Source organism: Mycolicibacterium doricum (genome assembly GCF_010728155.1).
GTDB lineage: Bacteria > Actinomycetota > Actinomycetes > Mycobacteriales > Mycobacteriaceae > Mycobacterium > Mycobacterium doricum.
In genome coordinates this window covers 1158383-1173250 of the sequence record NZ_AP022605.1, presented here as the reverse complement: position 1 = coordinate 1173250, position 14868 = coordinate 1158383, and the positions used below count along the sequence as shown (strand labels likewise).

General features: G+C 64.2%; 11 protein-coding genes and 4 pseudogenes. 9 read left to right on the top strand and 6 right to left on the bottom strand.

The features are described 5' to 3' along the window. Nucleotides 1–68 precede the first annotated feature (68 nt). Nucleotides 69–1457, top strand: coding sequence for a cytochrome ubiquinol oxidase subunit I (locus G6N07_RS05840; protein WP_085192635.1), 1389 nt, complete (start codon nt 69–71; stop codon nt 1455–1457). Beyond that, entirely contained in the window at nt 1454–2455 is a 1002-nt protein-coding gene (locus G6N07_RS05835; protein WP_085192636.1) for a cytochrome d ubiquinol oxidase subunit II, read from the top strand. The genes G6N07_RS05840 and G6N07_RS05835 overlap by 4 nt, the downstream gene beginning before the upstream one ends. Before the next feature lie 52 nt (nt 2456–2507). Here the strand turns inward: G6N07_RS05835 and G6N07_RS05830 are convergent, their stop codons facing one another. Both G6N07_RS05830 and G6N07_RS05825 read right to left on the bottom strand, forming a co-directional pair. Continuing rightward, the gene (locus tag G6N07_RS05830) at nt 2508–2831 is read right to left on the bottom strand and encodes a hypothetical protein (protein ID WP_099050299.1); all 324 of its coding nucleotides are present in this window, start codon (nt 2829–2831) and stop codon (nt 2508–2510) included. A 430-nt stretch (nt 2832–3261) separates the two neighbouring features. Further along, complete coding sequence (locus G6N07_RS05825) at nt 3262–3918, bottom strand: peroxiredoxin (protein ID WP_085192637.1); 657 nt, start codon at nt 3916–3918, stop codon at nt 3262–3264. A gap of 49 nt (nt 3919–3967) precedes the next feature. Between G6N07_RS05825 and G6N07_RS05820 the strand changes: the two genes are divergently transcribed. Both G6N07_RS05820 and G6N07_RS05815 read left to right on the top strand, forming a co-directional pair. After that, on the top strand, nt 3968–4654 hold the full coding sequence (locus tag G6N07_RS05820; RefSeq protein WP_133055580.1) for a GntR family transcriptional regulator: 687 nt from the start codon (nt 3968–3970) through the stop codon (nt 4652–4654). Nucleotides 4655–5216: 562 nt separating this feature from the next. Next, nucleotides 5217–6425, top strand: a complete 1209-nt coding sequence (locus G6N07_RS05815) for a Fic family protein (RefSeq protein WP_085192639.1) — start codon at nt 5217–5219, stop codon at nt 6423–6425. Nucleotides 6426–6906: 481 nt separating this feature from the next. On the opposite strand, the gene G6N07_RS05810 is transcribed toward G6N07_RS05815, so the two are convergent. From G6N07_RS05810 to G6N07_RS05800, 3 genes and pseudogenes are all read right to left on the bottom strand, one after another. Then, nucleotides 6907–7239: a hypothetical protein gene (locus G6N07_RS05810; RefSeq protein WP_085192640.1), complete on the bottom strand. Its 333-nt coding sequence runs from the start codon at nt 7237–7239 to the stop codon at nt 6907–6909. Beyond that, nucleotides 7236–7913: an LppA family lipoprotein gene (locus tag G6N07_RS05805; protein WP_085192641.1), complete on the bottom strand. Its 678-nt coding sequence runs from the start codon at nt 7911–7913 to the stop codon at nt 7236–7238. Before G6N07_RS05805 ends, G6N07_RS05810 begins: the two co-directional genes overlap by 4 nt. Further along, nucleotides 7910–8686, bottom strand: a pseudogene (locus G6N07_RS05800) (alpha/beta hydrolase); the annotation flags it as partial. The gene G6N07_RS05805 and the pseudogene G6N07_RS05800, both read right to left, overlap by 4 nt. A gap of 191 nt (nt 8687–8877) precedes the next feature. On the opposite strand from G6N07_RS05800, the pseudogene istA reads away from it, so the two are divergent. The 4 genes and pseudogenes from istA to G6N07_RS05780 all read left to right on the top strand — a co-directional run. Then, a pseudogene (gene istA, locus G6N07_RS05795) lies at nt 8878–10500 on the top strand (IS21 family transposase). A gap of 1 nt (nt 10501) precedes the next feature. Then, nucleotides 10502–11161: pseudogene (locus tag G6N07_RS05790) on the top strand (ATP-binding protein); the annotation flags it as partial. A 57-nt stretch (nt 11162–11218) separates the two neighbouring features. Then, nucleotides 11219–12405 (top strand): IS3 family transposase gene (locus G6N07_RS05785; protein ID WP_372507551.1). Its coding sequence is split into 2 segments (ribosomal slippage): nt 11219–11471 and nt 11471–12405, totalling 1188 coding nucleotides; the frame shifts between segments, so codons are not numbered across the junction. Nucleotides 12406–12447: 42 nt separating this feature from the next. Further along, a pseudogene (locus G6N07_RS05780) lies at nt 12448–12597 on the top strand (ATP-binding protein); the annotation flags it as partial. A gap of 226 nt (nt 12598–12823) precedes the next feature. On the opposite strand, the gene G6N07_RS19875 reads toward G6N07_RS05780, so the two are convergent. Next, nucleotides 12824–13399: a CGNR zinc finger domain-containing protein gene (locus G6N07_RS19875; protein ID WP_085189708.1), complete on the bottom strand. Its 576-nt coding sequence runs from the start codon at nt 13397–13399 to the stop codon at nt 12824–12826. A gap of 133 nt (nt 13400–13532) precedes the next feature. Between G6N07_RS19875 and G6N07_RS05770 the strand changes: the two genes are divergently transcribed. After that, nucleotides 13533–14090 carry an HPP family protein gene (locus G6N07_RS05770; RefSeq protein WP_085189707.1) on the top strand — a complete coding sequence of 186 codons (558 nt, stop codon included), beginning with the start codon at nt 13533–13535 and terminating at the stop codon, nt 14088–14090. Nucleotides 14091–14868: the final 778 nt, after the last annotated feature.

Here is a 14868-nt window from a genome sequence, read left to right as displayed (position 1 = left end):
AAGTGGGCGGTGACATGGATTCGTCGTCCACCTCGATTAGCCGACCCCCGCATGGGTAAGGTCACACCATGTACCTGACCGAGGCCGTGCTGCTGCTCGCCGCCAGCGGGGAGCCCCCGGGTCTGTTGCCGGCCCGTCAGCAGATGGCCGTCTCGCTGGGCTGGCATATCGTGTTGGCGAGCTTCGGGGTGGCGTTCCCGACCATCATCTTTGTCGTCCACCGCCGCGGCCTCGTCCGCGATGACGCGGTGGCGCTGGGACTGGCGCGGCGCTGGGCCAAGGTATCGGCAGTGCTGTTCGCCATCGGGGCGGTGTCCGGGACGGTACTCAGCTTCGAGATGGGGCTGCTGTGGCCGGGCCTGATGGGCCGCTTCGGGGACGTACTGGGCTTACCGTTCGCGTTCGAAGGGCTGTCGTTCTTCGTTGAGGCAATCTTTTTGGGCATCTACCTCTACGGCTGGGACCGTATGCCACCGCGGCGGCACCTGATGATGCTCATCCCGATGGGCATCGCCGGCATCGTCGGCACCTTCTGCGTCATCTCCGTCAACGCCTGGATGAACCATCCCGCCGGATTCAGTATCCGCAACGGCGACGTCGTCGACATCAACCCCTGGGCGGCAATGTTCAACGAGGGCGTCTGGCTGCAATTCCTCCACATGTGGGTCGCGGCGTTCATGGTGGTCGGGCTGACTGTCTCGGGGGTGTACGCCGTCGGAATGCTGCGCGGCCGCATCGACCATCACCACAAGCTCGGCTTCACTGTGCCATTCGCGTTCGCCTCGGTCGCCGCAGTCGCCCAACCGTTCATCGGGCACGTGTTGGGCATGCTGATCCACGACGCCCAACCGGCCAAACTCGCCGCTTTCGAACTGGCCCAGACCACCGAGGGTCCTGCCCCGCTGCGCTTGGGCGGTGTGCTCATCGACGGTGAGGTGCGCTGGGCGCTGACCATCCCGAGGCTCGGATCGATCATCGCGCGCAACTCGTGGGACGCCCCCGTGCCCGGACTGGAAGACATTCCTGAATCGGAGTGGCCGCCGGTCAACATCACGCACCTGGCGTTTCAGTCGATGGTCGGGATCGGCACCCTGCTGGCCGGGGTGGCGTTGGTGTACTGGCTGGCGCGCTGGCGCGGACACGATCTTCTCGGCAATCGATGGTTCCTTCGCTGGTCGGCCATCACCGGGCCACTGGCCATCGTGGCCGTGGAATCCGGATGGATCGCTACCGAGGTGGGGCGCCAACCATGGACGGTATGGCAGGTCCTGACGACCGTCGACGCCGCCAGCGAAAGCAGTGGACTGTGGTGGAGCTACATCGCGGTTCTCGTCGGCTACACCGCGATGACTGTTGGGGCGGTCGTGGTGCTCCGCTCGATGGCCAAACGGTGGCGTGCCGGCGACACCGATCTGCCCAGCCCCTACGGACCGCCACGCGCGGAGACAGTGCCATGACCCTGGCCACGGTCGTCGCGATGGCCATGTTCCTGGGCGTGATCCTCTACGCGCTGCTGGGCGGGGCCGACTTCGGCTCCGGGTTCTACGACCTCACCGCAGGCAACGCACGCAGCGGCGCAAAGATCCGCACTCTCGTCGACCACAGCATCGGACCGGTGTGGGAAGCCAACCACGTCTGGCTGGTCTACATACTGGTCATCTGGTGGACCGGCTTCCCTGAGACGTTCGCCGCCGCCACCACCACCTTGTTCATCCCCCTGGCCCTTGCACTGGCCGGAATTGTGCTCCGGGGCGCCAGCTTTGCGTTCCGTAAGTACTCGGCCACCCTGTCGCAGGCCCGACTCTTCGGGGCAATCTTCGCCGGATCGTCGCTGATCGCACCGTTCTTCCTCGGCACCGTCGCAGGAGCGATCGCCTCAGGCCGCGTCCCCGCCGACGGCTACGGCGACCGAATAACCTCCTGGCTCAACCCGACCTCCCTGGTGGGCGGCTGCCTGGCCGTGGCCACCTGCGTGTTCCTCGCCGGGGTGTTCCTGACCGCCGACGCCGCCCGCGCCGGCGACACCGACCTGGCCGACAACCTGCGACTGCGCACCCTCGTCGTCGGAATCCTCACCGGTGCGATCGTCTTCGCCGGGCTCTACCCCGTCGCCCACGACGCACCAACCCTTGCCGCCGGGCTGCGCACCCACGCCCTCCCGCTGCTGGGTGCGGCGCTACTGGCCGGGGTGGCCGCCGTCGTGCTGGTGTTCCGGCGCCGCTACGCAATCGCCCGCATCCCCGCTGCCGCGGCGGTCGGGTCGGTGATCACCGGATGGGGCGTCGGGCAATACCCCTGGCTGCTCGTCGATGAAGTCACCATCAACGACGCCGCCGGCGCCGACGCCACACTCGCAGGACTGCTGATCGTCGTCGCCCTCGCAGCCGTGATCGTCCTCCCCGCGCTCGGATATCTGCTCTGGCTCACCCAAACCGACGAATGGTCGCGCACCTGAAACTGTTGGTCTTACGCGGGCGATATCCGGCTACACCACAGTGCGGTACCAGCTACGGTGCGGTCAGTGCGGTACCAGCTACAGGGAGACTGACAAGAAACAGCGCGAACAGAAACCAGCCCGCGCCTTGCCAGATCGGCCATGTCCCTTCCGCCCGCCACACCTGATACGTACGGATGAACGCGCCCAAACCGCCCGCAAACAAGATCCCCGGGACCAGAACAGCGGCCAACACGCCTTTCGAGACTGCATAGACGACCAAGGCCACACCCGCCGCGGCGACGACGGCGACAGCGTAGCGCACCGCCGCCCGGAAGGCGCCAGGATCGCGCCACCGCTTCTCGACGTCATTTGTCACAACCCCGGCCTTACCCATTGAGTCGACGCTGAAACCATGTCACCCAGATAACCATGTCAGGTCACCCAGATAACGCTGAAACGGTGTTGTCAATGGGCGCCCTGGTTCTTGCAGCGCTGTTCGGGGACTGCAGCACTGGACATGAGGGTGTCTAAGCGTGGTCGGACGTCAAGCACCACGACGGCGCCATGCGCTGACCGCGCAGCGAGCTCGGCAAGGTCGATCGCATCGAACCGACTGCCCCACCCGGACGCCCACCGCCGCACCGACCAGCGCAGCGCACAGCTCGACGCCATCAAGAGACGCACCCTGCGTGTCCTGGTCGGCGCCCGATCTTCAGCCGGCGCAGCTAGACCTGGCCGCCAGCATCATCGCGGCTCTTCGCCGACGAAATCAGCATCGATACGAGTTCCGATGGCGGAACTATGCGAACGCGGGAACACGCCCCTCAATGGGCCTCGGCACCAACATTGGCCGGGCTGGGTTGCTCGGTCAGGCGCAGGTAGGGCTTGACCGCGCGATAGCCGGGAAAGCGGGCCGCCGCCTCGTCGTCAGAGACACCCAGTCCGATGATGACGTCTTGACCGGGCTGCCAGTCTGCGGGCGTCGCGACGGGGTATGCCGCGGTTAGTTGCAGGCTGTCAATCGCCCGCAAGATCTCGGCGAAATTGCGTCCTGTCGACATCGGATAGGTCAGGATCAGCTGCACCGTCTTGTCGGGTGCGATCACGAACACCGAGCGGACCGTGGATGCTGCACTTGCATTTGGGTGGATCATGTCGTAGAGCTCGGACACCTTGCGATCGGCGTCGGCGACGATCGGGAAATTCACCGCACAGCCCTGCGTTTCGCCGACATCGCCTTCCCACGCCAAATGGGACTCCACCGGGTCCACCGACAGCCCCAGCAGCTTGACATTGCGCCTGTCGAACTCTCCCTTCAGCCGAGCGACCGCGCCCAACTCGGTGGTGCACACAGGGGTGAAGTCGCCGGGGTGCGAGAACAGCATCCCCCAGGAGTCGCCCAGCCACTCATGAAACGAAATTCGGCCGGCGGTGGTGTCAGCGGTGAAGTCAGGGGCGACATCGCCCAGTCGCAGACTCATAGCAGTGTCCTTTCATCGAGGAGGATCCTCAATCATTTATGATCCTAGCGTGGAATCTTCCCTGAGTGTTGTGACAACGACCACGCCGTCCGCTGACTCGGGGATGCTTCGCGTCTCGCTGCCCGATCAGATCAAGGACCTGTTGCTGGGGCGCATCGTGGACGGCTCTTATCCGCCTGGACGTCGTTTGGTCGAGACGGCCATCGCCCGCCAGCTCGGCGTCAGCCAGGGTCCCGTCCGTGAGGCGCTGCGCCAGCTTGCCGGGATGGGCCTGGTCCAGTTCGAAGCCAACCGGGGTTGCCGCGTCAAACAAGTCGACCAGCGAGAGATCGACGAAGTGTCGGAGGTCCGGGCGAGCCTGGAGGAAACCGCCGCGCGACTGGCCGCCGCCCGCCGCCCCGATCCCACTCCGCTTACCGCCGAGGTGGTCGGTATGGCGGCCGCGGCAGCAACTGAGAACCGCCAGGCCTACGTCCGTCATGCGATGCGCTTCCACCGGCTGATCGTGGTGGCTTCCGGCAATCGGGTACTGCTATCGACCTGGGACTCCCTGGCCATCGAAGGCCGCACCGCCCAACTTGTCCTCATGCCCGGGTTCGACATGGTCGGCGGCGTCGAGGAACACCGCCACATTCTCGACGCCGTCGCGGCCGCCGACCCTGCGGCCGCCGCCCAGCTCTCCCGTGAGCACGAAGAGGCGTTCATCCGAGATCACCCCGCAGCCCCTGAGCCCTGATCCCCCGACAAGACCGCCTCATTCGGCCAATACAGCGGCGGCACGAGGGCGAACCGGACCGAAGATATCCGCAGGGCGCAGCATCGATAGGCAACCGTGCCGGGGGCTCCGTCATCGCGCACGAGAGGGTGACCAGCCTCGGCCCAGGCCTTCATGCCGCACGTCGAGGTTTACCGCGTCGACGCCGGCGTTGGCCAGGAGAGCAGCGGCCTTCCGTGATCGGTTTCCCGAGCGGCACGTCACGACTACCGCCCCGGACCCCGAACGCGCTGCGGTCGAGGTCGCCCACCGGCATGTGCCGCGCGTTGGCGGCATGCCCGGTCGTCGACCGGACAGACGAACTCGTCAAGAACGCCTACCGCACATCGCGAGGGACGCGCTAGAGGACGAGAGGCATGCGATCTTCCAATACACCGACGCTTGGACCGCAATGGTCGCGGTAGGCGTCAGCCCTTCCACGGGTCACAGGAGGCGAAGAGGTCCGCGGACAGCCAGCCGATACATGATGCTCGCGGCGCCCGATGGCATCACTTAAGGCATGAAGTGATGCTACCTTCGATGCGTGGCATCAGCTGGGGAGAGCACCGCGCTCACGTACGAGACGCTGACGTGGGACGCGCCCGTCGAAGCCGGTTACGGACTTGCGGACCTGCGGGCGGCGCAGCGACAAGCCGGAGAGTACGAGGCCGCGATCCCGGCTTCCATCGCCGAACTCGCGGTGTCGCTTCCTGCGGCGGTCCTGGCCGACGCTGACGAAGCGAGCAATGAGATCACACGTTTCGACGCTGAGCTCGGCGACGAGATCGCGCCCTTCGCCGCCGTCTTGCTGCGATCGGAGTCCGCGGCGAGTTCGAACATCGAGAACTTGACCGCCTCCGCGCGCGCGATCGCTGAAGCCGAAGCCCTCGGCGACACCAGCCGGCGCAATGCCGCCCTGATCGTGAGCAACACCGAAGCCATGAAGGCTGCAGTCGCGCTGGCCGACCGACTCGACGACAAAGCGATCCTGGCTATGCACGCCGCCCTGATGCACCACAGCGACCCTGTCTCCGCCGGAAACTGGCGCACTGAGCAGGTTTGGATCGGCGGTGGAAATTTCGGCCCCCGCGGCGCCGACTACATCGCACCTCATCACACCCGCGTCCCCGGCGCGATCGAGGATCTCCTCGCCTTCACCCGTCGCGCCGATGTGCCCAGCCTCCCCCAGATCGCCGTCGCCCACGCACAGTTCGAGACCATCCATCCCTTCACCGACGGCAACGGCCGGACCGGCCGCGCACTTATCCAAGCGATGCTGCGCCAAAAGCGACTCACTCGCCAGATCACCGTCCCCGTCTCGGCCGGGCTCCTCACCGACACCGATGCCTACTTCGGCGCCCTCGGCTCCTATCGCGACGGTGATCCCGCACCCATGGTCGAGCGGCTCTCCGAAGCGTCGCTGCTCGCGGTCGCGAACGGACGCCGATTGGTCACCGACCTCAGATCAATTCGCGAAGAGTGGGATACAAGGATCGGTGCCCGGCGAGACTCAGCTGTTCATCGCGTCGCCGACCTGCTCATCCAGCACCCGGTCTTCAACGCGCAACTTCTTCAGCGTGAACTTGGCATAACGACCGGGAACGCTCGCCGATATGTCGACCCGTTGACCGCCGCCGGAATAATCGCCGAGTTCACCGACCGCGCCCGCAATAGAGCATGGCGCGCACCAGAAGTCCTCAGCGCGCTCGACGCGTTCGCCGCGCGAGCCGGGCGACGCAGCCGGTCCTGTTAGGCCGGTCAACCTGCGAACAATGGATTATGAAATGACTGGCATATTTTGAGAAGGATCGGATTCGCCCTCAGGGTTTGACAACGACCGGGAACGGGATTCCGTCGGTCGCGATGTCACCGGAAAAGCACGGAGTCGAACCGCTCAGAGTCGGCGCGTAACCCGGCCGCCCGGCCGTCACGATCTGCAGCCGGTAGCCGTTTGTGATCTCCCCGAGCGACCTCCCACCAAGTGGGACGGATGGTTGCCAGCGACGAAATGCCGCTGGACTCTTCGCTACACCGGGACCAATGTCTGCTCCTGCTGGATGTGCCACGGTGGCCCTCAGCACCGGCAGGAGAATCCCAATGCGCGACACCGCGACCGCGTGGCGCTGCACGCCGCGCTCGGCCGCTGGCGCAAGCGCGACGAATCCGCTTTCGACGATCTCGCTCCGCCTTCGCGCGTGTACTACTGGTAGCCGATCTCTGGTTGGGGCACCTGGTCACCAATGGCCCAAACCAAACCCCAGCCGGGTCCTGAACTCTTGCACCTCGGAGTACCTGGGCGGCTTGATCTTCGGCTGACGGATCGGCTTCGTGAAGGGGTCGCGTTTCGCCATGTACTGGTTGCACCACTCCAGCCACTCGACCGCCGCGGCTCGTTCCTCGTCGTCGGTGATGTGTTCAATGCGTTCAGCCATATCAGCGAGGTAGTGACGCAACCTGCCGACCAGCTCCCAGTCTTTGAGGTCGGCAACCAGCCGTTCGCCGAGCGCATGCTGGACCCCACCGACCGTGGCTTGGGGCTGGCCGGCTGGCTCCGCATCGGCGGTCACGGTGTCGGCGTGGGTGTCGTCGGCAGAATGGGTGGCTTCGGGGGAAGCTCGCCGGGTGGCAGGTCCAGCACTCTCTGTCGAAGGAAACAATCTCCCTTGATATTGAGCGTGGCGTTGTTGATCTGGCCGAGGTCGAATTCATATCCGTTGCCCTGCAGATTGAAGTCACGCTTGGACGGCTCGTCGAACAGTGATGAGTCGCCGGTGGCCCCATACTGGGCGGCTTCTTGTCGCACGATATCGGCGGCGACTGGAAACTCTTGTGCGGTAAACGTTCTGCCGAACTCAACGGTATAGGACAGGGGGCGCAGCGCGATATCACCGGTGAGCTTGTCGCACGATAACCCTTGCTCCTTGACTCTTCGCACGTTCGGGTCGTCCGTGAACCTCCACGTTTGGCCCGGGATAGCTGCGACAACGCGTTCGCCGATCACGCGGGAGGTGTCGTTGAGCCGTTGGCGGGCGTCTTCGAAAGATCCCTTGTCGCGCATACTGTCGATCAGCTGGATCTTTTGCTCGTCGCTGAGTGGCTCTGGTTGATAAGGGCCATTCAAGTCGTCGATCGTATCTTTCGCTTTGTCGAACATGGTGCAGCCACCTATCAGAGTCACTGAAATGGCTAGCGCGAATGCAGCTATGCGTGTCCGCGCGCGGTTGTGGTGTCGATCGGTCATGAGATGGGTGTCTTCGCTACAGAGAGGTCTGGGCGGTCGAGCAGGATCGTCGCAAGGTTGTAGCCGGTCATCCGCTCCCCGGCATCGCCTCCGTACTCTGAATGTCCAGAAGCGCCAGTCTTGTACTCGTAGTCGGGTATCGGCGTCAAGCCGGCATCGGTCTGCAGATGCGGGAAACGATACCGGGGCACCGCGGAGTCGAGGTCACTAATGATCTCGTTAGGATTCGATTCCCAACCATGCAGTGGCGCCGCCTCGCCGATGTAATTGCTGATGTGGTCGTTGGGTGTCGTCATGACGAAGAAGTTATCGTCCGTCATCCCGAGCTGAGCAGTTGAGGACGCCTGAAATCCTGGCGATCCGTACATCACCGCGTTGTCCACCGCCGAACTGGCTCCATCCTGTAGGGCGATACCCGACACCAACGAACCGTAGGAATGCCCGAACAAGGCTGTTGTGTGGTCCGGGTTGTGTGAGGCGGCATCCAAATTCTGTAGGAACGAAGTCAGTTTCGGTGCGCCCGCCTGCGCCAAGTCGTCACTGGGTGTGTCCCACGAGACGATATCCGGCGGGGGTTGATACCCCGTCCACGCAACGGTGGAAATGTTTGTGCCTTCGTTCACGCGCGTCGCGATGTCCACAGCTTCATTTCGTAGTTCACCCGCTTCGCGGGTCATATTGGCTAGCGCGCTGCGCGTTGTGCTCGACACCCCGGGCAGGTCACCGCCAGCCATAGGTGAAGTCGAGCCGGTGGACGGCCTCCCTACGCGCGTCGTTTATCTTCGGGACAGCCAGGAGACCGATTGTCGTTTGCCAGGAGCTTGGGACCAGTGTGACCTGATTTTGCCAGGGTGATGGGACCACCTGGATTGCCAGTTATGGGACCACCGGCGCGTCGCGTCGGTGGTCTCTTCGTTTGTTCGTTCGATCGCTGTGACAGCTCAAGTCACGGAGGGCGGCGGGCATGGTTTTTCGGGAGGTCAGTGTGAACGAGATCAGGGAAGTGCTGCGGGTGTGGCTGGGGGTGGCGGGGCTACCGCCGGAGCCGGGGTACCGCACGATCGCCGCGCATTGCGGCGTGGACCGCAAAACGGTGCGCCGCTACGTGGAGGCCGCGCAGGCAGCCGGGCTGCGCCGCGACGGCGATGTCAGCGCCCTCGATGACGGGTTGATCGGGGGTGGTCGCCGACGCGGTGCGTCCTGCCCGCCCAGATGGTCACGGCGCCGCCTGGGAGCAGCTGTTGGGGTTCGAGGAGCAGATCAAAGTTTGGGTGGCCGGCGATGGTGAGCAGCGGCCGTTGACGATCACCAAGATTGAGACGTTGCTGGCCCGGCAGGGGTGTGTGGTTCCGTATCGGACGTTGCACCGATTCGCCAGTGAGCGTTGCGGTTTCGGCCGCAGGGCACCACGGTGCGGGTCGCTGATGGTGATCCGGGGGTGGAATGCCAGATCGATTTCGGCTATCTGGGGATGCTCACCGATGCTGCTGATGGGCGGCGCCGCAAGGTGCACGCGTTGATCTTCACCGCCGTCTATTCCCGGCACATGTTCGTGTGGTTGTCGTATTCGCAGACCCTGGCGGCGGTGATCGCCGGGTGCCAGGCGGCGTGGGGATTCTTCGGCGGCGTGTTCGCGGTGCTGATCCCCGACAATCTCAAGCCGGTGATCGCCGCCGCCGATGCGGTCAACCCGCAGTTCACCCGCGGGTGGCTCGACTACGCCGGTCATGCCGGATTCCTCACCGACCCGGCCCGGGTTCGCTCCCCCAAAGACAAGCCGCGGGTGGAGCGGACTGTGCAGTATGTGCGCCGAAACTTCTGGGACGGTGAAACATTCACCAGTCTCGAACAGGCGCAGCAGGCTGTGATGACTTGGTGTGCGCGCACTGCCGGTACCCGCATCCACGGCACCACCTGCGCACGTCCCCTGGAGGTGTTCACCGCCGAAGAACAACCGACGCTACTCACGGTGCCGGGGACCTATGACGTGCCGATGTTCAAAGCGGTCAAGGTACACCGCGATTTCCACGCCGAAGTCGCCAAAGCCCTGTATTCGCTGCCCGAGTGCTGGATCGGGCACACGTTGGACGTACGCGCCGACAGTGAGCTGGTGAAGTTCTATCACCGCGCCACGCTGGTGAAAGTCCATCCTCGCCAGCCGGCCGGTGGCCGCAGCACCGACCGTGCTGACCTGCCCGAACACAAAGCGGGTTACGCGCTGCGGGACCTGGCGGCGTTGCTGGCCGCGTGCGCGGCGCACGGCCCCAATATCGGGATCTACGCCGAACGCATCCTCGATGACCCGCTGCCCTGGACCCGGATGCGCACCGTCTACCGGCTCCAAGGCCTGGTGCGCTACGGCGCGCAGCGCGTCGAACAAGCATGCTCCTTATCGCTGGACCTCGACGTCGTCTCGGTCAACAAGATCGCCTCCATGCTGCAACGCGCCACCGAGAACACCGCCCCGACACTACCGCAAGCAGTCGGCCAAACAGCCACCCGGTTCACCCGCAACCCATCCGAATTCAACGTCACCACAACATCATTGACCGTAGTGCCCGTTATCGATTCCGAGGAGACCTGCTGACATGACCACCCACCGTGCCCCCGCCGACCCGGTCGGCGCTGACCTGACCCGACTGCTCAAAACCCTCAAACTCGGCGCGCTGGCCGACACCCTGCCCGAACGCGCCGCCCTGGCCCGCCAACACAAACTCAGCCACATCGGATTCCTCGAAACACTGCTCGCCGACGAAGTGTCCCGCCGCGAATCCCGTTCAGCAGCACTACGAGCCACCAAAGCCGGACTCGACCCGGGCATGCGTTTGGACACCTGGACCGCACAACACGACCTGCGCTATGACCGCACCCTACTCGGCGACCTCACCTCACTGAGATTCCTCGACGCCGGCCAGTCAGCGATCATCCTCGGACCCGTCGGCGTCGGCAAGACACACCTAGCAACAGCCCTGGGACACATAGCAATCCGCCGCAAACACACCGTCCTGTTCGGCCGTGCCGACAAGCTGTTCACCAGGCTGCGCGCCGCCCGCCTCGACAACACCGTCGACACCGAAATCCGCCGACTGGCCGCCACCGACGTCCTCATCATCGACGACTTCGCGCTGCGGCCCCTCGACGCCACCGAGACCAGCGACTTCTACGAAATCGTCGTCGAACGCCACCGCACCAAAACCACCATCGTGACCTCCAACCGCGAACCCGCCGAATGGCTGACCTGGCGTGCCTCCCACTTTCCGGACTGCGGACCAAATAGGGTCCGAGCCGGAAAGGAATGAAGGGAATTGGCGAAGAAATACCAGAAATTCTCTCCAGAGTTTCGTGAGGAAGTCGTCAAACTCGTGGTGGAGGGGCAACAGCCTATCGCTAAGGTCGCTCGTGAACATGGGCTGAGTGAGACGACTGTCGGCAATTGGGTGCGCAAATACCGAGAGGAGCGCGCCGGGGACGAGCCGCCGCTGCAATTGTCAGAACGCGCGCGGCTACGCGAGTTGGAACGAGAGAACCGGGAAATGGCGATGGAACTCGCCTTCCTGAAAAAAGCGGCAGCGTACTTCGCGAGGGAGCAGCGGTGAGCGAGAAATACGCGCTCATCGCCGCGGAGCACGCCGCCGCGCACGTCGCCGAGGCTCCCACCGTCGCCCAGATGACCCGCTGGCTGGGCGTGTCCAAGAGCGGCTATTACGAGTGGGCCGCGCGCCCGCCTAGTACGGCCGAGAAGCGCCGGGAGGAACTCAAGATCAAGATCGCCACGTTGTTCGACTCATTCGACGGCGCCTATGGGTATCGGCGCATCCACGCCGAGTTGGTCCGCGCCGGCGAACACGTCGGGGAAGAGTTGGTGCGAAAGCTGATGCGTGAGCTGAACCTTGTTGCGGTGCAACCGAAACCGTACAAACGCACCACAATCCCGGGTAAGCCCGAGCAGGCGGTGGCCGACCTGGTGGCCCGCGATTTCACCGCCGATAAGCCGGGGGTTAAGTGCGTCGGCGACATCACCTACATCAAGACGTGGGAAGGCTGGCTGTATGTGGCGACAGTCATCGACTGCTTCAACAAAGAGGTGATCGGCTATGCCATGGCCGAGCACATGCGCACTGAGCTGGTCACCGACGCGCTGGATATGGCGGCCCGCAACCACCAGCTGGAGCAAGATTGCATTATGCATTCCGATCGCGGCACCCAATATATGTCTGCCGAGTATTCCGCCACGCTTAAGGAGTTCGGGCTGCGGCAATCGGTGGGCCGCACCGGGGTATGTTGGGATAATGCGCTCGCGGAATCGTTTTTCGCGAGTTTGAAGAATGAGCGGGTCCACCACATGGTGTACCCGACCCGGAAGGCGGCGAAGGAAGATATTGCACGCTACATCGAATTGTTCTACAATCGACGCAGAATTCATTCCGCACTCGGCTATCGGACACCGCACGAGGTCCGCATCGAGTACATGAATTCACAGCTCGCAGCGTAAATGGATGCGAAATCCGCAGTCCGGAAAACGCAGGGCAGCCCAACCATGACCGCCGACACCCTGCTGGCCCAATCGGCGATCGACCGGCTGACCGCCACCGCCCACACCCTCGTCATCGAAGGACCGTCCTACCGCCAACGGACCCGCGGCGGCCGGCTTGACCCAGACCACCCCGACGAGCATCCTCAATAACGCGCCACGGTGGTCCCATCCCACTGGCAACCAGGTGGTCCCATCACCCTGGCAAGCGACACGTGGGCCATACCCCGGCCTCCCCATAGCACCTTGCTTGGCGGTGCCGGTTTGGTCTCGTCTGTGAATTAAAGGTCGAGTCGTACTTCGCCAGTACTTCGCCGGGAGATCCACACATTGTCGTCGTCAAAGTCGCGACCGGTGCGTTGTCGGTATCGGGGCTTGCCTACCTGGATTTGCTGGCTCGCGCGACGCGGACCCGGTTGCCGCAGACGTCGCTGCACCAGTGTTGGCGGGAGTTGTGCTGCGTGTAGTAGAGGACGCATCGGGGTGCTTGGCATTTGCGCAGTTGAGTGGCTGCTTGGTCGGTGACCGAGAGCGCGGCGGTCACGGCGATCTGCGCGATGAGTTCGCTGTAGGGATCTTCGGGTGTCGTCGACCAGGTCGCGGCGATCCCGCTGGCTGCGTGTGCCATTCCAATGTGGATGTCGGCGTGGTCGAGTACCCGGCTGAGGTGGTCGGCCACAGCGGTCGCGTCACCGTCGACGCAGGCACGGTAGGTGGCCTCGACCGCGCCACGAAGGGTGCGCAGCGTCGCCAGTTGTCGTTCGTGGGGTGTGAATGGCGTCCGGGGGAACTGGATCGCGCGGTGCAGTGTCGTCATCCAGGAATGTGCGCTGTTGGTGGTGCCGAGGAGGTCGTTAATCCTTCGGCCATCGTAGAAGCGGCTGCTGAGGAAGTTGGTGGCCGCTGTTTCAAGGGGGCGCACCAAGATTCCGTGCTCGATGTATTGGGTGCGCACCAGTACCGCACCTCCTCTCGGGCTCCTTTGCCGGTTGCTCGCTGCGTCTCGTTGCAGCGGTTGCGTTAGGTCGAGGATAGACCTAGGTTAATGGCTAATGCCTTAGCCATTAGTAACATTAGTAAGGAGTCTGATGTCCGCCTCGAACACCGCATCCGCTGCCTCATCGCCCGACGGGGTCGCACCGGCATCGAAACGCAAGCCGTGGTGGGTTTCGGCGGCTCCACCGCGACCGCCGGTCAAGACCATCGCCATCGCCCTGTTCGCCGCGGCCGTCGGACTGCTGGTGCTGGCCGCGTTGACCGTGGGTACAGGGATTCCGTGGCTGATCCCCCCCATGGCGGCGAGTATGGCCCTTGTCGTCGGCGCGCCAAAACTGCCGCTTTCTCAGCCCCGAAATGTGATTGGCGGTCAGATGGTCTCGGCTGCCGTGGGTGCGGTGGTCGGACTGATGGGGCACTCGTTGTGGCTGGGCGCCCTTGCCGGTGCACTGGCACTGGCGGCAATGCTGCTGTGCCGCGTGCCGCATTCACCGGCGGCGGCGACCGCGGTCATCGGGACGATGTCGGCGACCGTGCCGGGCTGGGAGTTCGTGCTGTTGGCCGGCGCGGCAGCCCTGGTGCTCGTGCTGGCAGGGGTGCTCGGTAATCGGTTCAACGGTGCCCGCGACTATCCGATCTATGTGTGGTGAGTGCGCACCAGGAGCGCTCGCTGGACCTTGCCGTTGATCGAACGGGGCAGAGCGTTGATCACCGCCGTGACGCTACCGCGCCGACATCGGGCACTTCTTGTCCGGCTCACGCACCCTGTTGGCAACTCTGGCTGCTACTTAAGGACGCAGCAGTGAATAGTGCTGCGCCACAACGCATTTCGCCGAAAATAGCGATTATGACATTTCCTAATTCGCCTGTGCACCAACATGACTCGCGCAGATAATTGTCCGGTCTCAGTCTAGCTGGCGGACTTCGCGATAGTTCTGGCGGTCTCGGATGCGAGCCGAAGTGTCAATCAACCTGGCGGGCGAATCGGTCGGACGCTGCGATGTAGAGAACGTCACCGAAGGCGGTGGTGCTCAGCCACCTGTCCCTGCTACTCAGGCTGAGGCCCACGGACGGCGCGCACGGCCGCCTCGCGACGGGTGGCTTCCCGCGCGGCCTCTTCGGCGCGCCGTTGGGCAGCACGTTGAGCCACCCGTCGCACTTCAGCGAGCGCAGCTTCGCGGCCGGTGACAGCCTGTCCTAGTCGACCCGTAGCAGTTGCGGTGGTGGATTCGGAGCCAGTTTGCACGACACCAGGCTGCTCACGTTTGACAGGTCCCGCCTGGGACGTGTGACGACGAGGATGTAGTCCGGCGTGCTCTGCGAGCACATCACCGATGTAGGGCGATACCCGGCCTGGAGGGTAGCCGGCTTCCAACGCCATGTGCGCCAGTCGGTCAGACACCTGGCGTTCGGGCCGAATCATCAGGC